This window comes from Streptomyces sp. NPDC058701 (assembly GCF_042715295.1).
GTDB lineage: Bacteria > Actinomycetota > Actinomycetes > Streptomycetales > Streptomycetaceae > Streptomyces.
This window is the reverse complement of record NZ_JBHXSY010000040.1, coordinates 13194-30191: the sequence shown is the minus strand read 5'-3', so window position 1 is coordinate 30191 and position 16998 is coordinate 13194. Positions and strand designations below refer to the sequence as shown.

The window sequence follows — 16998 nt, the reverse complement described above, 5'->3', positions numbered from 1 at the left end:
CGTCTCACAAGTCCGCGGCGCCGTGCGCCTGGGCGATGACATCGGACGCACGGTTGCTGGACAATCTGCTCATGGTCAGTGGGGAGCCGTTCCCGGTCGTGAGCCAGGCGAACATGTACCAGTTCCCGCCCGGCCGGCGGCTGAGGCACGCACGGGTCGAGTCACGCATGGTCCTCCTGTGCCGGAGAGGAGGCGGCCAGGTCTGGGTCAACGGACAGCGACATGTGATGGGTGCTGGAGTGCTTCTCATCCTGCCGTGGGGGCGGTCGATCCGGTATGCCGCCGACGCGCTGGACCCGTTCCTGCTCGCCGGCACGCATCTCATACCCGAGCACGACCCCGGCCACCGGGTGGTGGCCGACGTTTCGCACGACCGCGATCACCCGCTCACGGCATGCGAGTGGCGGCGCGACGGCTCGATCCTTTCCGGCGGATCGGTCGTGGTCTCCTCCGCCGAGGAACGCCCGCGGTTGGTGGATGTCTCCTTGTACGCGGTCGAGGTGTTCCGGCGGGGTGTGCCGGACGAAGAGCTGATGCGGGCGCTCGGGACGTTGGTCCTCCATGAGCTGTCGGAGTCGCTCGGAGCGGCCGGGCCGTCGTACGGGGCGCTCGTCCCCGACGATCTGCGTCGCGTGCTGCAGTACGTCGACCAAGAGCTGCACCGTCGGCTCACGATCGGCGAGCTGGCCGGCGTGGCGGGCTGTGGCGTCGCGACGCTCGCGCGTCGGTTCCGCCGGCACCTCGATACCTCGCCGATGGGTTGGGTCGCGACACGGCGGATCGCCCGGGCCCAGGAGCTTCTGCGCACGACGGGCCTCACGGTCGGTCAGGTCGCCCGGCGGTGCGGTGTGGCCGACCCGTACTACTTCTCCCGCCTGTTCAGGCAGCACGTCGGTCGGTCACCACGGGAGTGGCGGAGCGCCCAGCACGTCCTGTGACCAGGAAGGCGCGGATACGTCAGCGGGCAACGCGCGGAAAGGGGGGCGCCGCAACAGGGCGGCGCCCCACGGTCATTCGGATCGGGACCCCGCGGCGGCCGACGTCAGCGGAGGGAACAGGCCGCCGTCGAGACGGTCGCCGGGCAGGAGGCCGACGCCGTCCGTGACCGGGTGCGGACGACCGTCGTATACCGTGTCCGCGTCCATATAGATCACGACGTGCGCGAGCCGTGCCGCGTCCGTGCGGTTGGGCAGGGCCATGTGCCCGGTGTAGCTGTTGTGGAAGGTGATGTCCCCGGCACGCAACGGGACGGTGACCCGCTGGCTCCACCGCAGTGCGGGGTCTATCTCGAACAAGTCCCCTTCCTTGTGGAGGTCCTGGGGCCGCAGCCCCGTGTGGGTATGGGAGCCGGGCAGGAAGGTCATGCAGCCGCGCTCGGCCGGTACGTCGACCAGCGCGACCCAGGCGGACAGCGCGTGCCGGCAGGCCCGGTGCGGCCAGTACGGGTGATCTTGGTGGAACTCGGTCGCGGTCTCGTGGTGCGGCGGCTTGACGAGCACCTGGTCGTGCCACAGACGCAGGGGCACGCCGGCCAGCTGGTGTGCCAGGGCCGAGAGCTTCGGGTGCAGGGTGAGCGCGCGCAACGCCGCGTTCGTGCGCCAGACGTTGACGTACTGCCTGAAGGCCCGCATCTCCGGGCCGGTCGACGATGCACCGGGCAGTTCGGCGGCGACGCGGGCGTAGTCCGCGGCCTCGGTCGCCGAGAGGACTCCGGGCACGCGCACGAAGCCGTGCCGCCGGTAGTGCTCCACGCTCTCTTCGGAAAGCTCCATCGTGCTCCTCAACCTCCTCGGCCCCCGCAGGGGGTCTCAGCGATACCCCTGATGCTGGTCGTCCCGGTGGCAGCGGGGCTAGCCATCGACTCGCAGGAGGTAGCACGATAGTGATGTGCCGTACCAAGACACCCAGTTCGACGGCCTGTTGCACGGCAACTGCCTGTTCCCAGCCCGGGTCCCGGTGCACACTGGCCGCCACCGGCTGACCGGCAACGTGCCCGGACACAGCCACGACTTCCTGGAGATCGCCCTCGTCGTCTCCGGGCGGGGGCGGCACCTGACCGCGGCCGGGGGCCGGCCGCTCGCCGCGGGGGACGTCATCGTGCTCCGGCCGGGGCCCTGGCACGGCTACGTGGACTGCACCGGTCTCACGGTGGTCAACTGCTGCTTCGCGGCCGAGCTCCTCCGCGCTGACCTCGCCTGGATCCGCACCGAACCGGCCGTCAACCACTTGCTGTGGGGCGGGCCGAGCGCGCCGGGAAACGCCGGCGTCTTCGGGTTCCGGCTCGATGCGGAACACCACACGCGGTGTCTGTCGCTCCTCGGTGAACTGGCCGCGGCGGCCGGGCACGACGGCCCGGTCCACAGAATCGGTGTGCTCGGCCGGCTCGCGGTCTTCCTCGACGCTCTCGCCGCGGCGGCGCCGCAGGCACCCGTCCCGACCGCCCGGGCGGACGGACCCTCGGCCCACCCGCTCGTACTCGGCGCCGTACGGCTGCTGGAGTCCGATCTGGCACAGGCCTGGACCCCGGCCCGGCTCGCCGCCGCACTCGCGGTCAGTACGGGCCATCTCACCCGGATGTTCACCAGCCACATCGGGCTCCCGCCGATGGCCTACCTCGCCCGCGCGCGGGCGGAGAGCGCGGCGGCGCTGCTGCGGGGCACCACACGGCCTGTGGCGCGCGTCGGTGCCGCGGTCGGCTGGCCCGACCCGAACTACTTCTCCCGCCGGTTCCGGACGCACTACGGCCTCAGCCCGACCGCCTACCGCGCGGCGGGAGACGACGTGGGATGACGGGACGAGACGCGCGCTCCACCGCTACGGTGCCGGGGCCGTCGCGACGCTCACCGAGCGAGTGGTCCGGTAGTGAACAGGTGACAGCCCGAACCGGCGGCGAAGACCGCGCAGCCGTCGTCCATCCGCAGGAACTCCGTGTCGCCGGAACCGACATCCGCCGCGGCTCGGGCGGGGACCCACACCTCGGCGGCGGTGCCCACCGGCAGGCCGAGACGGAGAGCGAAGCCGCCGCCGCCCGCCTCCCAGCGGGTGGTGACCGGGCCGTAGAGCGAGTCGAAGCGGGCGCGCGCAGCCGTCACCACACCGCAGGGGCGCGGGCGGATGACCAGGCGCCGGAAGCCGGGCGCGGCGGGCGCGATGCCGCCGATGGTGGCGTACATCCACGCGCCGACCGCGCCGTAGGCGTAGTGGTTGAAGGAGTTCATCCCCGCGTCCTGGAAGCCGCCGTCCTGCCTCACGGAGTCCCAGTGCTCCCACATGGTGGTGGCACCGCGGGCGATCTGGTAACCCCAGCCGGGGAACGACTCCTGGAGCAGCAGCCGGTACGCCACGTCCGTGCGCCCCGCGGCCGTGAGCGCCCCGAGCAGCTGCGGCGTGCCGAGGAAGCCCGTCGACAGGTGCCCGTCCCGCGCCTCGATCAGCTCCACCAGGCGGTCCGCGGCCCGGCCACGCTCCGGCTCCGGCAACAGATCCATGGACAGGGCGAGTACGTACGCGGTCTGGGTGTCACCCTCGATACGGGCGCCGTCCTGCGCGACATAGGCCGCGCAAAAGGCTCCGCGGACGGCGGCGGAGAGCTTCTCATAGGGGGCTGGGTCGTCACCGAGAACCCGTGCCATGCGGGCAACCAGGTGGGCGCTGTGGGCGAAGAAGGCGGTGGCGAGGACGTCCTTGGGCGTCTCGTCGCGCATGTTGAGCCAGTCACCGTAGCCGGTGACGGGACGCAGGTAGCCGTCGCTGTGCTGGTGCAGGTAGTCCAGCCAGCGTTTGGCCGGCTCCCATGCCTCCTTGAGCACCCGGGTGTCCCCGTACGCCTGGTACAGCGCCCACGGCACGGAAACGCCGGCATCGCCCCAGCCCGCGGTGCCGGCACCCAGCATGCCGATCTGCGGCGCCACATCGGGGAACGCGCCGTCCACCCGCTGGGCGTCGTACAGGTCCCGCAGCCACTTGGTGAGGAAGCGCGCCGACCCCATGACGTAGGCCGCGGTGGGGGCGAAGACGCCGATGTCCCCGGACCAGCCGAGCCGCTCGTCGCGGGCCGGGGTGTCGGTGGGGACGGACAGAAAATTCCCGCGCTGGCCCCAGGTGATGTTGGAGTGCAGCTGGTTGAGCATCGGTACGTCGGTCTCGAAGTCCATGGTGAACGGGGCCGAGGTGTGCATGACCCGGCCGGTCACCGCGTCCAGGGGCGGCACCCCGGGGTAGCCGGTCACCTCTGCGTAGCGGAAGCCGTGGAACGTGAAGCGCGGCTCGTAGACCTCCACCGAGCCGCCTTTGAGGGTGTAGGTGTCGGTGGCCCGGGCCGACCGCAGGTTGGCGGTGTGGAGCGTGCCGTCCGGGTTGAGTGCCTCCGCGTGGCGCAGCCGCACCACCGTGCCCGCCGCGCCGGAGACCTTCAGGCGCACCGAACCGACCATGTTCTGGCCCAGATCGAAGACGAAGACCCCTGGGGCGACTTCGGTGACCTGCCGGGCGGGGAGCTCGCCCGTCACTCGGACCGGGGCATCGGCCTGGGCCACGATCGCGGGTGGTGTGGTGACCTCCGCAGATTCCGCCGGCTGCCATCCGGCGTCGTCGAAGCCGGGCTGTGTCCAGCCGTCCGTCTCGCGCCTGGCGTCGTAGTCCTCGCCCCCGATCAGGTCCGCGGAGACCAGCGGGCCCGCCGCCGCCCGCCACGTCTGGTCCGACACGATCCGCTCGGACGAACCGTCGTAATACGTCACTTCCAACTGCGCCAGCAAGGACGGGCGGTCGCCGTAGTGGTGCCGGCCGAAGGAGGCGATGGTGCCCGCGTACCAGCCGTCCGCCAGGTGGAAGCCGAGCGTGTTGGCCGCGCCGCCGCGCAGCAAGTCGGTGACGTCGTAGGTCTGGTACTGCACCCGCTTGCGGTAGTCGGTCCAGCCCGGGGCCAGCTCGTCGGCGCCGACGCGGCGGCCGTTGAGGTGCGCCTCGTACAGGCCGAGGGCGGTGGCATACAGACGGGCGCGGGCGATCTGTTTCGCGGGGAGGTGGAACTCGCGCCGCAGCTGGAAGGCGGGGGATGCGGCAGGGGCCACCGTCCCTCGCGAGGCGATACCCTCGGGGACCCACTCGTCGGCAGCCGCCCAAGCCCTGTCGTCGAAATCGGGTCCTGACCAGTCACCCGCGGGTTCGCTACCGGTGGTCTTCCACGTACGGCACGTCCGTACGTGGCGCACTGCGTCCGCGGTGGTGAACTCCAGCACTCCGAGGAGGGCGGCCTCTCCGGATCCGGTGCTGCTCGTGTCGACGCGGACCGCTACGGCGGTGCGTCCCGGCCGCAGCTGGGCGGTGACCTCGGCCACGGCTGGACGGCGCCAGTTCTCCGCGGTGGGATCGGCGACCGTGTGCAGGACCTGGGTGCCGCCGACGTAGGCGGTCAGGCCGCCGTCGGCGGCCAGCACCAGACAGGCCCGGCGGACACCCTCCGGTACGTCGATGGGGATGCGGAACCAGCGGATCGCGGCTGAGGCTCCGGTCTCCGCCGGCCTCCGCGCGCTGCTGTCCGCCAGACGTATCCACTGGGCCCCTCCCAGAGGCGGCACCCCAGGCAGCGGGGTCGCTGCCGCCGGGCCCGCGAGGGCTGCCGGGACGCCGATCCAGCGGCCGGTCCAGTCCGAGCCGTCCATGAGTCCGGTCTCCCACCAGGAGGGCCCGCTCCATGCGCTTGCCACACCGTCCGCGTCCCAGACGCGCACCGACCAGTGGTATCGGGTGCGGGGGACAAGCGCGGGACCGGCGTAGGGAACCAGCACCGACTGGTCGGACTTCACCCGTGAACTGTCCCAGATGACACAGTCGTTGATTACGTCGGCGCTGGTCGCGACACGTATCTGGTAGGCGCTCTGCGCGTGATCCGGTCGGTCGGAGAGCAGCTGCCAGCTCAGCCGGGGCCGTTCCGTATCGAGCCCGAGGGGGCATGTGGCGTACTCGACGGTGGGCTTGACGACGCGCAGAACCCCCACGGGAGTGCTCCTCTCGGGCGACATGGCCGACAGCACGGATGGTGAATCGTTTCAGGCACGCTAGGAGGGCGCGCTGCGACGCGTCAACCCCGGCGAGCCTCGGAGTGCTGGAGCGGCTGCGCGTCCGGAAGGCCGTCACAGACAACGGAGTTGACGCGACCGAAGCCTCCTCGGCCGGACCCGGCAGGTGTTGCGGCAGAGCGAGGCTGAGGATGCCTGCGGCCTCCCGAGCCGCGGCCTGCCGACCGGTGCGTCAGGATCCGGGCGGTTGGTGAGCTGTGGCGCGACCCAGAGCCGACGGCGCTGATCAGATCGTCCATGAACGGAGCGTTTTCCCCATGGTGCGGCGAGGAGGCCAGTTCCTAGCCTGTGGGCCATGAGCGAAACCATGTCTTCGGTTCCGGTGAAGGTCCAAGCCGCTGATCTGACGCCATTCGAGGAATCCACCGAACTCCTCAGCCACCCGGCTGAGTTGCGGGCCCGATCCGAGCGCGATGGATATCTGTTCTTCCGCGGCCTGCTCGATCCGGAGCCGATCGTGCAGCTACGCTCCAAAGTCCTCGACATACTGTCCGAGCATGGTCTACGGGGACCGGATGCCGATCCGCTCGACGGAAAACTGGACCTCGCCCGCCTCAACCAGCTGCCCGCCGACCAGATGCGGGTCGACATCGGCGTCACCGCGGAGCTCTATGCCGCCATGCAGAGGCTGCCGGAGCTGCATCGGCTGCCGCACCAGCCGGCGCTCCTGGACCTCTATCGCAGGCTTTTCGGCACCGACGACGTGTTTGTCCATCCGCGTCACATCATGCGCGCCATGACGGCGCACCCGTCGACCGGCGCGACCCCACCCCATCAGGACTTCCCGCTCGTTCAGGGGAGTACCGACACGTGGACCTGCTGGTTTCCCGTCGGGGACTGCGGTCTTGCGAGCGGTCCGCTCGTCATCCTGCGTGGTTCCCACCGGCAGGGCCGCCTGCCGGTGGGAACCGGGGACAGTGACGGCTACTGGACCAACTGGGGTGCGCAGCTGTGCGCGCAAGAGACCAACTGGGTCGGCGGCGACTTCGCCGTGGGCGACGTGGTGACATTTCCCAGCCTCACGGTCCATCAGTCGTTGCCCGCAGTGGTCCGCGACGAAGTCCGCATCTCCATGGACGTCCGCTACCAGCGTGGCGACGACGTGATCGAAGCCCGCTCACTGACGAACCACGCGGATCGCTCCTGGGACGACATCTACCAGGGATGGTCAAGCGAGAACGCGGACTTGATGCACTACTGGAACCCGGATCGGCTCTCGTACGTCCCGTGGGACGAATCGCTTCTCGAGCCGGGAGCCCGCAGAATTTGCTGACCACATGCCCTGGTTGGAGTTGGCCGCCCCGTCCGGCTGTGCTCGGGGTCGCTCCCCGTGCCGTCGTGGTTGCCCGCGTCGGCGCTGGAGGTGCAGGGGCCGAAGCGCTGGGACCCGGGAAGCCCTCGGCCTCGTACGCGGGCTGTCATCCGCCGAGGCAGAGGCTCCCCAACAGGCCAGTCCTCGCGAGGACGTCATCGAGCTGCCGTCGTGATCTCACAGGTCACGTCCGGCAAGAGAGGGACCGCCATGTGCTGCGACGACGAGCTGCCCCCCGCGGTCGGCGAGGCGCTGGCGCGCTACCGCGCGCTGCTCGCCGAATCCCCACTGGACTGGGGGGCCGAAGCGCCCGACGTCATGTTGGACGTGCTTGATCTGGCCCGCCGCTGGGGTGTGCCGGCGCTCGGCCCGGTTCTCGCCGCCGTGGGGGAGGACCGGCGCGTCGACCGCGCCGCCGCACTCCGGCTGCTGGTGACCGCGGACGCGCCGCTGCCTCCCGGTGTCGTCGTCGTCGACGTCCTGACCGGGACCGTGCGGTACGGCGAACCGCTGCACGTGCTTGACGGCTCCCGGGGCCCCGCGACCTGGTGTCCCGGAGGTGTGCTGGTGGTCGTCGTGAACGACGCGCCCCATGCGGTCGATGTCAGGGGTGCAGCCGGTGCGTGGACGGTGGCGGCCGGTGCGGTCGGCCGGATGGAGCTGGAGCCTGAGCTCGGGCTCGCGTCGCTGCGCGCCGGTACGGTGACGGTCGACCTGTCGGCCGCCGTACGCCGCGTGCCTTCAGCCGTGCTGGAACTCTCGGCCACCACACCCGTCCGATGGAGCGTCGTCGACGCGGCGGGACAGCCGTGGGCCCCCGCGGGAGGCCGGCTGAAGTACGACGCCCGCGACCGGCCGTTCTTCCACGCGCAGGAAGCGACGCTCGAGGTGCCAGCCGGTGAGGTGCGCGTGACGGCGGCGCGGGGTGCGGAGTACACCTCCGTCTCGGAGCGAGCCGAGCTGCACGCCGGCGGCACGACACGGCTGCACCTCGAGCCGGAGCGCTGGTGGGATGGCGACGGCGGCGGCTGGACCGGCGCGGACCTGCACGTGCACGCGAACTACTCGGGTGACCAGGTGGTCTCGCTGCACGACGCGGTCCTCATGCAGCAGGGCGAGGGGCTGGACCTGATGGGACTGGTCGCCGGCAACTGGCACGGCGACGAGATCTACGACCAGGTGCTCGTGGAGAGCCGGCTGGGGCGTCCGCTGCGGCACGAGCACGGCACGACAGCCTTCGGGGTCGAGTTCCGCAACGACCTGTTGGGCCACTTCCACGCCACGGGCGGGCACACCTCACCCGCTCGCTGGGCGACGGGGCACGAGGGCAGCTCGCACCCTTGGGACTGGCCCGCGAACGCGGAGACGGCGGCCGAGCTGCGGGCGGGAGGCGCGGCCATCGGCTACTGCCACCCCGTAGTCCGCCCCTTCCCCCGGGATGCCGAGTCGGCGCCGGATCACCTCTTCGACTGGGTGATCCGCTCGGTGGAGGCGAGGGAGCTGGTGGTGGACGCCGCGCTTGGCCTGGTCGACAGCATCGACCTGCTCTACTCGGTCGACCCCTCCGGCCCGGCCGAGCTCTGGTACCGCCTGCTGGGCTGCGGGCTGCGGCTCGCGCCGACGGCCGGGACCGATGCCTTCCTGTCCTTCAGCCGGGCCGCTGCCTTCTCTGGCCCGCCGGGCGCCGGGCGGGTCTACGCGTGGACGGGTGGCGACCACGATCCGGAGGCGTTCAGCCGCGCCCTGCGCAGCGGCCCCGTCGTCGTCACGAACGGTCCGTGGGTCCGGCTGCGGGTGGACGGACAGGTCGAGGGCAGCCGGATCGACGGCCCGGCCGGGCGGAGCGTTCGCCTGTCGGCAACGGCGCATGGGCCCGAGGCACGCCGGCTTGAAGTGGTCACGGAAGGCGGGCGTGTGCTCGGCTCCGCCGAAGGCGACGGGCCGCTCGCGGTGTCGCTCGACCTGGAGGTGCGGGAGCCGACCTGGGTGGCGGCGCGCTGTACGGGCGGGGCGCACCCCGACGGGCTGGCCGAGCGGGCGTGGTCGCACACCGGTGCCACGTGGCTGGACGTGGACGGAGCCGGCGTACGGCGCGAGCCCGACCTCGCCTTCTGCCGTCGGTGGCTGGACCTGCTGGCGGGCTTCGTGCAGAAGCACGGCCGGTTCCGCGACGACCGGCAGCGGATCGACTTGCTCGCCGCTGTCGACGCCGCCCGCCCCTTCTACGCCGCCGGTCCCGAGGTTGCGAGCGAGGTGACCGCTACGCCGGTCGACCTGCGCGACCGGCCTTGATCGTCAGTGTTCGGCGAAAGAGGGAGGCCATGCCTCCGGACATGGTCAGAGAGGCCCCGAAGGGCACCTGTGCACTGCTCTTCACCGTCGGGACGAAGGAATGCGAACCTGCGACCCCTTGACCCCCAGCCCCAGTCAAGGGCGCTACCCAGCTGTGCCACGTCCCGGCGCGCGGGACTTCCCGCGCTTACGTCCCGACGGCGGCTTCGTCCACGCTCACGGCGTCATCGCCGTGACGAGGTCCTCCACGGCCTTGAGCTCGGCCAGCAGGCCGGGAAGCCGGTCCAGAGCGACGCCGTCGCTGCCGTCGGCCAGGGCGTGGGCCGGGTCCTCGTGGACCTTCATGCCCCCCGCCGCACCGACCGCCACCGCGGCCCTCGCCAGGTGCGGGATAAACGCCGGCTGCCCGCCGGTCGCCCCACCCGTCCCGCCGGGGAGCTGCACGCTCTTGTGGTGCGCATCGAAGCCGTGCGAGCGAAGGCTGACTCGGCCGAGGCGGTTCCCATGTGCACGAGGCGTTGACTTCAGTTTGTTCGTGTTTGCTCTTGTTGCCATTCATTCAACCCGACCGCCCCCGATGTCAAGAGACGGGCGTTCCGTGAAGAAGACCACCATGAACCTCGCGGACGGCCGCGAACTGATCTACTACGACCTCGACGACGGCACCGACCGCAGGGCGCTCGACCAGCGTCCGCTGGAACCCGTCCAGAGCAGGCCTGAGCTACGGCTGGACCGTGCCACGGGTGATTGGGTAGCCGTCGCCCCACACCGGCAGGGACGCATCCACCACCCGCCGTCCGACGCGTGCCCGCTGTGTCCTTCCCGAGGCGGGCACCACAGTGAAATCCCCGCAGCGGACTACGAGGTGGCCGTGTTCGAGAACCGCTTTCCCTCCCTGGCGCGACCCACAGGACGCTGCGAGGTGATGTGCTATACGCCAGATCACCATGCCGGCTTCACCGACCTGGCCGATAACCGCGCCCGCCTCGTTCTCGACGCCTGGACGGACCGGACCGATTGGCTCTCGTCCCTACCCGGCATCGAGCAGGTCTACTGCTTCGAGAATCGCGGCGCTGAGATCGGCGTTACGCTCGCGCATCCGCACGGCCAGATCTATGCCTTCCCTTTCATGCCGCCACGGACCGCCAAGATGGTCGCCGTCGCTGACGCTCACCGGGCGGCCACGGGAGGGAACCTCTTCGAGGACCTGCTGGCCGAGGCGCGCGCCGCCGACTCCCGGGTGGTCATGGCCGGGAGGTACTGGACGGCGTTCGTTCCCTTCGCGGCCCGCTGGCCCTACGAGGTGCACGTGTACCCCCACCGCCGCGTCCTGGACCTCACCCGCCTCTCGGAGGCCGAGCGCGCTGAGTTTCCCGGCATGTACGTGGAGCTGCTGCGCCGGTTCGACCGCCTGTTCCACAGCCAGGGGGCTTCTGTGCCGGTGCCCACCCCGTACATATCTGCCTGGCACCAGGCGCCGAAGACGGGGGGCCAGGAACTGGCTCTGCATCTGGAGCTGTTTACCCCCCGACGGTCGGCGGGCAAGCTCAAGTTTCTCGCTGGGGCCGAATCCGGTATGGAATCCTTCGTCAACGACCTCGTCCCCGAAGCTGCGGCCCAGCGACTGCGCGAGGTCGCGTCGTGAGTCGACACCCCGTTACCGGCAGCGGCGGGGAGGCCGTCGTGTCGTCCAGGGGCTGCCGCTGTTTCCCTGCACTACTACAACGTCGCCGTCGCCCACGGCAGGCACGCGTCCGCGCGCGCCGGGGCTGGTACCACGCCGAACTGACCTGGACGCCATCGTCGCCGACGCCTGGGCGTTCGCGCGTGAGGAGACCTTGTGAAAGAGGCGGTTTGGGGCATCTTCGGCACCCCACCACACGGACTGTGGGCAGCGCCAGGCCGGGTCAACCTGACAGGCGAACCCACCGGCTACAACGACGGCCTCGCCATGCCCATCGCAATTCCGCAGACCACACTGATTTCGGCGCGCCGCCGGGAGGGCGGGCGGCTGCGGCTGCACAGCGCCCAAGGTGGCGGCCCTGTCCACGATCGTGCCCTCGCCAATGTGGTGCCTGGAGCCAGCACCACCTGGGCGGCCCATCCCGCAGGAGTCGTGTGGGCGCTACGCGAAGCCGGCCATCGGGTCGGGGGTGCCGATCTTCATATCGACAGTACGGTGCCAGTGGGGGCGGGTCTGTCGTCCTCGGCCGCGCTCGAGTGCGCAGTCGCCTTCGCTTCCAACGACCTGTACGGGCTCGGCCTCAGCGCGCCGACGCTCGCCTTGCTGGCGCAGCCGGCAGAAAGTGCGGGTCACCTTGTCCGATATCTGGCGAAGTGATCATGCTCAGATCGTGTAGGAGGCTTACCGAGGGTTGGTGAGCGCCGGGGCATCCAGCGGCTAATCTCGCGGTGCTCTCGTTGTCGCCGAGGAATGCAACGGTGGCCAGGAACAGCGCTGGACGATCACCGGGGACGGCAGCATTCATCAAGGAACTCTCTGCCTGGACGCCTTGAACGCTCGGACCGGACCCGGAACCCCGATACAGCTGTGGGACTGCGGCGGCGGCCACCAGGACTGGCGTGCGTCTGCTCCCCGTCGCTGACAGGCTCGCGGAGGTGCAGCTCACCCGGGCGCAGCATCTCGGGATTCCACCCAGGTCTCGCCCTCTTGACCTGTCCTGCCATCGCAATAGCTCTGCGAGGTCTGGGCAGGCGCTCCCGTCGCACCGAGCTGCGACCCGTCCGTAGGGACGGGCCGCAGTAGTCGGGAGGTGCTTCGGGGTCAGGCGGCGATGCTGAACGCGTAACCGGCGGCGATGAGTGAGCTGCTGCTCAGTCCGCTGGCCGGGGTGACAACGGTCGTGCGGGTCGTGGTGGTGCCGTCGCCGAGCTGGCCGGAGGCGTTGCCGCCGACGCTTTTGACCTGTCCTTCGCGGGTGAGGGTGAGGCTGTGGCTGCCCCCGGCGGCGATGGAGCGAACGTTGGACACACCGTCCATGACGACGGGGGTGGGGCGGTCGGTGGTGGTGCCGTCGCCGAGCTGGCCGGAGGTGTTGGCGCCCCAGCCCTTGACGGTGCCGTCGGACATGAGGGCGAGGCTGTGGTTGGCGTTGGTGGCGCCGGTGATGGCGCGGACACCGGTCAGGCCGGAGACGCTGACGGGGGTGTTGCGCTGGGTCACGGTGTTGTCGCCGAGTTGGCCGCTGACGTTGTAACCCCAGGCCTTGACGGTGCCGTCGGTCATGAGGGCGAGGCTGTGGTTGCCGCCCGCGGTGATGGCGCGGACGCCGCTCAGGCCGGACACGGTGACCGGGGTGCTGCGGTTGGTGGTGGTGCCGTCGCCGAGTTGGCCGTAGGTGTTGGTGCCCCACGCCTTGACGGTGCCGTCGGACATGAGGGCGAGGCTGAAGTACCCGCCCGCTGCGATGGCCTCGACGTTGGTCAGACCGGAGACCGTGACGGGGGTGGTCCGCTGGATGACGGTGTTGTCGCCGAGCTGGCCGGTGTTGTTGTAGCCCCAGGACCGGACGGTGCCGTCGGACAGCAGCGCCAGGTTGTGGAGGGTGCCGGCGGACACGGCCCGCACGCCGGTCAGGTTGTTCACGGTGGCCGCTACGGCCTGGTGGGCCACGGTGCCGATGCCGAGCTGACCTTCGGAGTTGCGGCCCCAGCTCTCCACGGTGCCGTTGGAGAGCAGCGCCAGGCTGTGTTCGTGGCCGGAGGTCAGGGCGGAGATGTCGCTGGGGGTGATGCCGGGTACCGCGGCCGGAGTCTGCCGGGACGTGGTGGCCGCATCGTCGCCGAGTGCCAGGTTGCTGTTGCTGCCCCAGGCCTTGACCCGTCCCTCCTGGGCGGTTGCGGTGGGTGCGGTAGCCAGGACCGAGGCCGTAAGTAACGCGAGCAGGACCGTGAGCCCGGACCGTACCGAAGCCCTCGCGGGACGTACGCTGCTGATCAGTTTCATGAGCACGCCTGTCTGTGATGGGCGTACGGCGCAAGGGACGCACCGGGAACACCCAAGGTGTTTGCGACATCACAAAGCGTAGTAATCGTGATCCTTTGAATGATCGTTTCGCTCCGGCCTGCGCTCCGAGGGGTGGGGGCGCGAAGGATCGAAAGGGCGCGACGGGTGGCGCGAGACGCCACCGACCGCTAGAGGCTGGCGCCTTGGGGCCGGGCCGAGACAGCGCCTGGCGTTCGGAGAGCAGCAACGAGCGTGGCCTCGGCGGCCTGCGCGGCGTGGGGTGGTCGGCGCCGCACGGCTGCGGCTGGGTGCGTCGAACGTGCCCTTCGAGAGAGCCTGGGGCAGGCAGACGCTGCTGCTGGCGCCTGCCGCCGCTGCACGCGGCAGGCCGTACCGCGGCCCCGGACGGCGTCGGTCGATCACCGGTGATGGCCGGGAGGGCGGTTCCTGCCGCGCGCTCCGTGAACGGTTCGGCTGCCGGCGCTGGCTAGGGCGGGGCGCGGGGCGCGGGGTGCCGGGTCTGTAGCGGGCGCGGGCGCGGTCAGTGACCGCTTCGATCGCCAGGGCGCGGTCGTCCCCGGGTCGAGGGTGAGCTGGTGGGTGGCCACGGTCGCAGGGCGGAGATCTAGCGCGCGCAGGCTGATGGCACGGACGCGTGCTCGTTGCAGGCCGAGGAGGGCATAGAGCTCGTACGCCGTGGTGGCGAACCTAGGTATCCGGCAGACGCAGATCATCGGGCTGCTCGCCGGTCTCATCGCGAAGGCTTTGATGCCGGGCAAGGACCCGGGCGGCATCATCATCACCATGCTGATCGGTGTCGCGGGCGGTCTGCTCGGCGGCTGGCTCGGCAAGGTCATCTTCGGCGTCGACTCCATCGACGGCTTCTTCGACCTCTCCACCTGGATCGCCGCCATCATCGGCTCCGTCATCCTCCTCGCCGTCTACCGTCTGGTGACCGGCAACAAGCGCAACCACCGCCACGCCTGAGCGACCCAGCCCCACCCGTCGGCGCAAACGGCCCCCCTCCTCCGAGGCGGGGCCGTTCCGCTGCCGTCTGACGGGGCCGGGCCGCTGTCCGCTCGACAGCCGACCAAGCGGACAGCCGGACGGCCTGCCTTACGGGGCATCCCGGAGGAGCCCGGAATCGGTCAGTAGCCGGCCGATCTCGGTGGTGTCCAGTTTGGCCAGGAGGTGTTTGCGTACGGATTCCGGGCCGGGCAGGCCGAGGGGCTTGCCGTCGCGGAGGTGGTAGGCGGCGTCGAGGAGGGTGCGTACGTCGTAGGTGGAGCCGAAAACCTCCGGGACGCCGCGTTCGATGCCGAGGAGCTGATAGGCCGCTTCCATGCCGGTGCGGACCGAGTACTCGGTGGTGAAGATCGTGTCCCGGGTCGTCTCGGCGAACTGTCCGATGAACGCGAAGTTCACGGCTTTCTCGGGGACCACGTGGGGGCGGTCGCCGGCCCGGCGGGGCAGGAAGAACGAGGTGACGTACGGCATCATCACCGGAACGCAGCGGGCGCCGCTCGCCGCGAGTTCATCGATCTCGTCGATGGGCACGCCGAGGTGGTAGAGCCACTCCTGGGTGATCTCCTCTCCGGTGCAGTCCTGCATGGGCTTCTTCACGTAGTCGCCGGGGCGGTCGGTGAACAGCCCGTACAGCCAGACGACGATCTGGTCCGCGGGCTGCTGCTTGAAGTGCGGCTGCCGGTTGACCGTCCAGCTCAGGAGCCAGCTGGAGTCCCTCACCGTCACGATGCCGCCGGTGACGACCTTCCCGCTGAAGGGGTCGCGCCGGGTGATCTTCTCGATCAGGCGGGGGATGCGCGGGTCGAGGGTGGTGACGGTGGCCGACTCCCACTTGCTCTCGGGGATGTTTCCGCAGAACACCTCGGGGCGGCCGAAGGCCGGATCGCGGCGCGCGATGCGCCGCCACAGGTCCCAGGCCGGCGCCGGACCGTCCAGCAGCCGGGCCGCGGTGTGGTGGTCGCCGTTGTCCGAGTTCTCGGTCAGCGACCCGATCGTGGTGAGGACGAGGTCGTCCTCGCTCAGCTCAACACCGCCCGGCTCACCCCCGGCGACCCAGTGAATGCGCGTCGCCTGCTTGCGCTCGGGCGTGATGTCGAAGTCGACGTCGGTGACCTCCGTGTCGAACTGGAAGGTCACGCCTTGGTCCACCAGCCACCGGGTCAGCGGCAGCACCAGGGACTCGTACTGGTTGTACTTGGTGAACTTCAGCGCGGACAGGTCAGGGAGCCCGCCCACGTGATGGACGAAGCGGTGCAGGCAGAGCTTCATCTCCAGCGCGCTGTGCCACTCCTCGAACGCGAACATCGTCCGCCAGTACAGCCAGAAGGTGCTCTCCAGGAACTCCCGCCCGAACACCTCGTTGATGCGCTTGGCCTCCATGTCCTCCCGGGAGGCGAGGAAGACCTTCAGGATGTCCTTCTGCGCGCCCTCACTCAGAGAGAACCGGCCCTCGGTGTGCGCGTCCCGGCCTTGGCGCTCGGTGACCCGTTGGAGGGAGACGTTGGGGTCGTCCTTGTTCAGCCAGTAGAACTCATCCAGCACCGACGCGCCCTCGACCTCGATCGAGGGGACCGACCGGAACAGGTCCCACAGGCACTCCATGTGGTCCTCCAGCTCACGGCCGCCGCGGATCACGAAACCCTTCTCCGGCTCCTTGATCCCGTCCAGCGCGCCACCGGCGAGCTTCAGCCGCTCCAGGATGGTGATCCGGTGGCCCTGCATCTGTCCATCGCGGATCAGGAACGCTGCGCCCGCGAGTGCGGCGAGTCCGGACCCGACGAACCAGGCCGTCTTCCCCTCCACCCCGTCGGGCTTGCGGGGGCGGGCGAACGCCTCGTAGTTCCCGCTGCTGTAGTACACGCTGACCTCTTCCCAGACGGATGCCACGGCCGGAGACCTCACGGCCGACTACAGGAACATATTCTCCAATAACCATCAATATTGGTGCAGACGCGGGCGAGTGGAGTAGCGCGAGGGACGGAACGACCGAGGCTGTCCGTCGCGGACGGGCTCGGGACGGGGGTGCGGAGTCCCGATGGCCTCTCCTCCTACCGCCGCCGCGTGTGGGGGCTCACGCCTGCCGGGTGGCGATCACGATGCAGCGTGCCGCGCCGGGCAGGTCCGTCTCCGGCCGGCCTGCGGCCCGCGAGCTGCCACGTTTCTGCGGTGAATTCCTGCATCCGAGCGGGTGAGCGCTGCCCTGGATGTAGGCCCCCCTCCCGGCGGGAGGTTAAAAGCCGCGCATGACCCGTAATGTGTCGCGGAGCGTTTCCACGTTCCTCCTCGCGCTCATGCCCCTCCTCCCAGCCCCCGCGTCCGCT

At 70.3% G+C, this 16998-nt stretch carries 12 protein-coding genes and 1 pseudogene; 8 read left to right on the top strand and 5 right to left on the bottom strand.

The features are described from left to right. Window positions 1-35 precede the first annotated feature (35 nt). Window positions 36-938 (top strand): helix-turn-helix domain-containing protein, encoded by a 903-nt coding sequence (locus ACFWW8_RS30550; protein WP_386533852.1) that lies wholly within the window; start codon window positions 36-38, stop codon window positions 936-938. Window positions 939-1010: 72 nt separating this feature from the next. On the opposite strand, the gene ACFWW8_RS30545 is transcribed toward ACFWW8_RS30550, so the two are convergent. Next, window positions 1011-1772, bottom strand: coding sequence for a phytanoyl-CoA dioxygenase family protein (locus tag ACFWW8_RS30545; protein WP_386533850.1), 762 nt, complete (start codon window positions 1770-1772; stop codon window positions 1011-1013). Window positions 1773-1887: 115 nt separating this feature from the next. On the opposite strand from ACFWW8_RS30545, the gene ACFWW8_RS30540 reads away from it, so the two are divergent. After that, entirely contained in the window at window positions 1888-2790 is a 903-nt protein-coding gene (locus ACFWW8_RS30540; RefSeq protein WP_386533847.1) for an AraC family transcriptional regulator, read from the top strand. A 50-nt stretch (window positions 2791-2840) separates the two neighbouring features. On the opposite strand, the gene ACFWW8_RS30535 is transcribed toward ACFWW8_RS30540, so the two are convergent. Continuing rightward, a complete protein-coding gene (locus ACFWW8_RS30535; protein WP_386533845.1) occupies window positions 2841-6035 on the bottom strand; it encodes a family 78 glycoside hydrolase catalytic domain in 3195 nt (1064 codons plus the stop codon). A 340-nt stretch (window positions 6036-6375) separates the two neighbouring features. Here ACFWW8_RS30535 and ACFWW8_RS30530 point away from each other — a divergent pair, with 340 nt between their 5' ends. Both ACFWW8_RS30530 and ACFWW8_RS30525 read left to right on the top strand, forming a co-directional pair. Next, the gene (locus tag ACFWW8_RS30530; RefSeq protein WP_386533843.1) at window positions 6376-7353 is read left to right on the top strand and encodes a phytanoyl-CoA dioxygenase family protein; all 978 of its coding nucleotides are present in this window, start codon (window positions 6376-6378) and stop codon (window positions 7351-7353) included. 249 nt (window positions 7354-7602) lie between these two features. Continuing rightward, entirely contained in the window at window positions 7603-9684 is a 2082-nt protein-coding gene (locus ACFWW8_RS30525; RefSeq protein WP_386533840.1) for a CehA/McbA family metallohydrolase, read from the top strand. A 216-nt stretch (window positions 9685-9900) separates the two neighbouring features. Here ACFWW8_RS30525 and ACFWW8_RS30520 read toward each other — a convergent pair whose 3' ends face one another. Further along, complete coding sequence (locus ACFWW8_RS30520) at window positions 9901-10029, bottom strand: hypothetical protein (RefSeq protein WP_386533837.1); 129 nt, start codon at window positions 10027-10029, stop codon at window positions 9901-9903. Between the two features lie 253 nt (window positions 10030-10282). On the opposite strand from ACFWW8_RS30520, the gene galT reads away from it, so the two are divergent. The 3 genes and pseudogenes from galT to ACFWW8_RS30505 all read left to right on the top strand — a co-directional run. Beyond that, window positions 10283-11329: a galactose-1-phosphate uridylyltransferase gene (galT, locus tag ACFWW8_RS30515; RefSeq protein WP_386533835.1), complete on the top strand. Its 1047-nt coding sequence runs from the start codon at window positions 10283-10285 to the stop codon at window positions 11327-11329. A 195-nt stretch (window positions 11330-11524) separates the two neighbouring features. Then, entirely contained in the window at window positions 11525-12025 is a 501-nt protein-coding gene (locus ACFWW8_RS30510) for a galactokinase family protein (RefSeq protein ID WP_386533832.1), read from the top strand. Window positions 12026-12107: 82 nt separating this feature from the next. Continuing rightward, window positions 12108-12290 (top strand): annotated as a pseudogene (locus tag ACFWW8_RS30505) (ricin-type beta-trefoil lectin domain protein); the annotation flags it as partial. A 179-nt stretch (window positions 12291-12469) separates the two neighbouring features. On the opposite strand, the gene ACFWW8_RS30500 reads toward ACFWW8_RS30505, so the two are convergent. Then, window positions 12470-13651: an RCC1 domain-containing protein gene (locus ACFWW8_RS30500; RefSeq protein ID WP_386533829.1), complete on the bottom strand. Its 1182-nt coding sequence runs from the start codon at window positions 13649-13651 to the stop codon at window positions 12470-12472. 768 nt (window positions 13652-14419) lie between these two features. Here ACFWW8_RS30500 and ACFWW8_RS30495 point away from each other — a divergent pair. Continuing rightward, a complete protein-coding gene (locus ACFWW8_RS30495; protein ID WP_386533897.1) occupies window positions 14420-14638 on the top strand; it encodes a GlsB/YeaQ/YmgE family stress response membrane protein in 219 nt (72 codons plus the stop codon). Between the two features lie 129 nt (window positions 14639-14767). Here ACFWW8_RS30495 and ACFWW8_RS30490 read toward each other — a convergent pair whose 3' ends face one another. After that, complete coding sequence (locus tag ACFWW8_RS30490; RefSeq protein ID WP_386533827.1) at window positions 14768-16564, bottom strand: oleate hydratase; 1797 nt, start codon at window positions 16562-16564, stop codon at window positions 14768-14770. Window positions 16565-16998: the final 434 nt, after the last annotated feature.

What these genes read in the sequence shown, in the direction of transcription:
- ACFWW8_RS30550 (WP_386533852.1), top strand. Translation starts at nt 36, where the DNA reads ATGACATCGGACGCACGGTTGCTGGACAATCTGCTCATGGTCAGTGGG.
- ACFWW8_RS30545 (WP_386533850.1), bottom strand. Translation starts at nt 1,772, where the DNA reads ATGGAGCTTTCCGAAGAGAGCGTGGAGCACTACCGGCGGCACGGCTTC.
- ACFWW8_RS30530 (WP_386533843.1), top strand. Translation starts at nt 6,376, where the DNA reads ATGAGCGAAACCATGTCTTCGGTTCCGGTGAAGGTCCAAGCCGCTGAT.
- ACFWW8_RS30525 (WP_386533840.1), top strand. Translation starts at nt 7,603, where the DNA reads ATGTGCTGCGACGACGAGCTGCCCCCCGCGGTCGGCGAGGCGCTGGCG.
- ACFWW8_RS30520 (WP_386533837.1), bottom strand. Translation starts at nt 10,029, where the DNA reads ATGAAGGTCCACGAGGACCCGGCCCACGCCCTGGCCGACGGCAGCGAC.
- ACFWW8_RS30500 (WP_386533829.1), bottom strand. Translation starts at nt 13,651, where the DNA reads ATGAAACTGATCAGCAGCGTACGTCCCGCGAGGGCTTCGGTACGGTCC.
- ACFWW8_RS30495 (WP_386533897.1), top strand. Translation starts at nt 14,420, where the DNA reads ATGCCGGGCAAGGACCCGGGCGGCATCATCATCACCATGCTGATCGGT.